5 protein-coding genes are annotated in these 3,410 nt (G+C 66.8%); 2 read left to right on the top strand and 3 right to left on the bottom strand.

The genetic code is table 11. The features are described 5' to 3' along the window. Positions 1-596 (bottom strand): histidine phosphatase family protein (locus BRAS3809_RS23295; RefSeq protein WP_035657857.1); only part of this gene is annotated, 596 nt, incomplete at its 3' end. Between the two features lie 12 nt (positions 597-608). Continuing rightward, the gene (gene fabI, locus BRAS3809_RS23300) at positions 609-1,442 is read right to left on the bottom strand and encodes an enoyl-ACP reductase FabI (RefSeq protein WP_008964496.1); all 834 of its coding nucleotides are present in this window, start codon (positions 1,440-1,442) and stop codon (positions 609-611) included. Between the two features lie 205 nt (positions 1,443-1,647). Here fabI and BRAS3809_RS23305 point away from each other — a divergent pair, with 205 nt between their 5' ends. Both BRAS3809_RS23305 and BRAS3809_RS23310 read left to right on the top strand, forming a co-directional pair. Beyond that, positions 1,648-2,136 (top strand): sigma-70 family RNA polymerase sigma factor, encoded by a 489-nt coding sequence (locus tag BRAS3809_RS23305; protein ID WP_008964497.1) that lies wholly within the window; start codon positions 1,648-1,650, stop codon positions 2,134-2,136. A gap of 100 nt (positions 2,137-2,236) precedes the next feature. After that, a complete protein-coding gene (locus tag BRAS3809_RS23310) occupies positions 2,237-3,010 on the top strand; it encodes an anti-sigma factor family protein (protein WP_008964498.1) in 774 nt (257 codons plus the stop codon). On the opposite strand, the gene BRAS3809_RS37125 is transcribed toward BRAS3809_RS23310, so the two are convergent. After that, positions 3,007-3,410, bottom strand: a 404-nt coding sequence (locus tag BRAS3809_RS37125) for a hypothetical protein (RefSeq protein WP_210161112.1), incomplete at its 5' end; no start/stop codon positions are given. The genes BRAS3809_RS23310 and BRAS3809_RS37125 overlap by 4 nt on opposite strands.

Genomic DNA, 3,410 nt, shown 5'->3' on the forward strand with positions numbered 1-3,410 from the left:
CTGAACTTCTCGAACCCGTTGTCGCCGAACACGTAGACCGCGCCCTGCTGGATCGGCAGGTCGACGGCGCGGTTGGGCGTTTCGAAACCGAGCGCGACCATCAGCGCACGCGCCGTGCCTCCATGGGCGACGGCCACGATATCGCCGGTCAGCCCGTCATACCAGTCGCGCACCCTGCGCTCGACATCGGCATAGGTCTCGCCGCCCTCGGGCGCCAGCGTCCATTTCTCGGTCAGGCGCTTGGCATAGAACACGGGATCGGCGGCCTGCATCTCCGGCAGCGTCGCGCCCTCCCATTTGCCGTAGCCGATCTCGCGCAGCCGGGCGTCGAGCCCGTAATCGGTCACCGGCAGCTTGAGGGTCTCGCGCACCAGTTCCATCGTGGCGCGGGCGCGGATCAGCGGGCTTGCGACATAAGGCAGGCGCCCCGCGTCACGGCCGTTGCGCGCAACGATCTCGCTGAGGATGTTGCCGGCCTGAACCGCCTGCACGCGTCCGAGCGCGTTGAGCGGAATGTCCTGCGTGCCCTGCAGGCGTCCGAGTGCATTCCATTCCGTCTCGCCGTGGCGAATGTAGTAGATCGTGGGCCGGGGCATGCGCGCGATGAACTAGTCCTTGGCGCCGGCCGAGTTGCTCAGCGAGATGTCGGGCGCCTCCGGCCGCTTCATGCCGACGACGTGATAGCCGGAATCGACGTGGTGCACCTCGCCGGTCACGCCACGTGACAGATCGGACAGCAGGTACAGCGCGCTGTCGCCGACCTCCTCGATGGTCACGGTCCGGCGCAGCGGCGCGTTGTACTCGTTCCACTTCAGTATATAGCGGAAGTCGCCGATACCCGAGGCGGCCAGCGTCTTGATCGGGCCGGCCGAGACGGCATTGACGCGGATGTTCTTTTCGCCGAGGTCGGCGGCGAGGTAGCGCACGCTGGCCTCCAGCGCGGCCTTGGCGACGCCCATGACGTTGTAATGCGGCATCCATTTCTCGGCGCCGTAATAGGTCAAGGTGATGATCGAGCCGCCGTCGGCCATCAGCTTCTCGGCGCGCTGCGCGATCGCGGTCAGCGAGTAGCAGCTGATCAGCATGCTCTTGGAGAAATTGTCCTGCGTGGTCTCGATGTAGCGGCCGTCGAGCTGGTCCTTGTCCGAGAAGGCAATGGCGTGCACGACGAAGTCGATCTTGCCCCATTTCTCCTTGAGCACGTCGAACACGGCATCGATGGTGGCCGGGTCGGTGACGTCGCAATGGCCGAGCACGAGGCCACCGAGCTCGGCGGCGAGCGGCTCGACCCGCTTCTTCAGGGCATCGCCCTGGTACGTCAGTGCGATCTCCGCACCCGCGGCGCGGGCCGCCTTGGCGATGCCCCAGGCGATCGAGCGGTTGTTGGCGACGCCGAGAATGACCCCGCGCTTGCCCTGCATCAAACCTGAAATCTGCGCCATGCGGCTTCCCATAGAACGATTATTAACGATTGGACGTACACCACCGGTCTGGCCCGGTACAGCCCCATTCCGCCCGCCCTGTGGCAAACTCCAGGCGGGGTTTTCCCGGGGCGGAATAGGCCTGTCGTCACGGGGTTATGATCTCTGCAAGGCGCGGTTGCGGCCCGCGTCTTCGGCACAGAACGGCACGGCCGCAGGACAGCCCATGAGCGCGTTTCGCCAGAGCGTCGAGGCCATGATTCCGGCATTGCGCCGCTACGCCCGCGCCTTGGCGCGCGACATGGATGCGGCCGATGATCTCGTCCAGGACACCCTGGTTCGAGCGCTGCGGTCGGAGCGGCTGTTCCTCGGCGGGGATCTGCGCAGCTGGCTCTACACGATCCTGACCAACCTGAACAAGAACCGGCGGCGGTCGCTGGCGCGGCGGCCGCACTTCATGCCGCTGCAGGACGACAATCCCGATGCCAGCGGCACCGAGGCCGAGGGGCGCGACATCGAGCGCGCGCTCGCCACGCTGGTGGAGGAGCAGCGCGCCGTGCTGCTGCTGGTGGTGCTCGAAGGCATGAGCTACCGCGAGGTCGCCGACATCCAGGGCGTTCCGATCGGGACGGTGATGTCGCGTCTCGCCCGTGCCCGCGCCCACGTCCGCGCCGTGCTCGAAGGCGAGCGGCCAGCCCTGCGGAGAGTGAAATGACCCCGCCCTCGACCGTACAAAAGCCGCGCTGCCGCGCTCGCCTGACCGAAGCCGTTGCGGCCGCGCCGACGCCCGGCCGCTCGACTGCAATGAGACCCACATGATGACCGACCCGACCATTCCCGTCACCGAGGACGAGCTTCACGCCTATGTCGACAATGAGCTGCCGGTCGAGCGCCGCAGCGACGTCGAACGCTGGCTCGCGGCGCATCCTGCCGAGGCCGAGCGGGTCGAATCCTGGCGCAGCATGGCCGAGGCACTGCATGCCCGCTACGATTCCGTCGTCAACGAGCCGGTGCCGTCGCGGCTGGATCTCGACCGGCTCGATCACCGTCCGCGGCGCTGGATCGTCGGCGCCATGGCGGCGAGCCTGGTTGCCTTCGCCGTCGGCGGCGCGGTCGGCTGGATCGCCCATGGCGCCTCCACGTCACCGTCCTTGCTGCAGAACCTGACCGGCGAGGCGCTCGATGCGCACCGGCTGTACGTCGTCGATGTGCGGCATCCGGTCGAGGTGCCCGGCGAGGAGAAGGCCCATCTGCAGCAATGGCTCACGCGGCGCTGCGGCCGCACTGTGCAGGCGCCGGAGTTGGAGGCCACCGGGCTGAAGCTGGTCGGCGGCCGACTGCTGCCGGGTCCGAGCGGACCAGCGTCGTTCCTGATGTATGAGAGCGCCTCTGGTGAGCGCTTCACCGTCTACGCGACCAAGGTCGGGATCGAGGCCGCGCAGATGCGCTATACGGCGCAGGGCAATACCTCCGCACTGTCGTGGGCGGACCGCGGGGTGAGCTACGTCGTCAGCGGAGGCACCGACCGCACACGTCTCACTCAGGTTGCACGCCTTGTTTATGACCAAGCCGAACGGGTGGGCGGCTAGCGGCGGCCCGCGATCGGATCTCGGACCCGATCCCGCCACCCGGCGGATTCGGCCATCGTCAGAAGCTGTTGCGCGCTTGCTGAAATCGTGCGCCAGAACCGGACGGCGCGCCCCCGCCACCAGCCGGCCACACGCCAAGGTCGACGCCGCAATTCCGTCACCGAAAATCTGGAATCATGGCACCGGCGCGTCTCAATATCGCACCAAATACTCACGAAAAAATGACGAGTGTTCGATCCGCCGATCGACACGGAAGCGGCCTCGATCGGGGTTTTGTACCGCGCTGGTCCCCCTTTCGAGGCCGCACTTTTTTCCCGCCACGAAGTCTCGCCAAGTTTTTCCTTGCGGCAGCGATGACCGCATTCACGATCGAAACCCGGCTCGCCGGTTTTCGTCATGG

Origin of the sequence: Bradyrhizobium sp. STM 3809 (assembly GCF_000239795.1) — a bacterium.
Taxonomy (GTDB): domain Bacteria; phylum Pseudomonadota; class Alphaproteobacteria; order Rhizobiales; family Xanthobacteraceae; genus Bradyrhizobium.